This is a genomic window from Trinickia soli (assembly GCF_002879855.1).
GTDB lineage: Bacteria > Pseudomonadota > Gammaproteobacteria > Burkholderiales > Burkholderiaceae > Trinickia > Trinickia soli.
On sequence record NZ_PNYB01000102.1, the window covers coordinates 1 to 384 of the forward strand.

The 384-nt window shown below is 45.8% G+C and carries 1 protein-coding gene; it reads right to left on the reverse strand.

The features are described 5' to 3' along the window. Positions 1 to 34: 34 nt before the first annotated feature. Positions 35 to 325: a DUF4752 family protein gene (locus C0Z19_RS27845; protein ID WP_001520753.1), complete on the reverse strand. Its 291-nt coding sequence runs from the start codon at positions 323 to 325 to the stop codon at positions 35 to 37. Positions 326 to 384: the final 59 nt, after the last annotated feature.

Below are 384 nucleotides of genomic sequence, written 5' to 3' on the forward strand. Positions count from 1 at the left end.
ATACGATTCACCAACTCAGAAAATTTGGAAAATTTCATGCTGATTCCCCTTTCTCTGCTCTCTCCTGTCGGAACATCACTATCATCAGGTCGCCTTTTGTCGCTATCCTGGCTGTTGTACCTGGTTCAATGCGGCTAAGCTCAAATGCGTCATAGAACGCTTCTAATGCCTTCTGGCGTAGTTCCTGTTTGCGCCGTTTTTTCCACTGTTTTAGGAAAATGGAACCCAGCCATCGCCATGTACGGGACATGATGTAAAGCCAACCGAGAAGTGCCAGGCCGACATTCAGGGCCGTTTCTATGGTTAGTTGTGAGTCAGTTGCCATTTCTTACCTGTTTAAGTAACTGGTTGAACATAACACTTAGGGGATTGCTGTATCCAAAC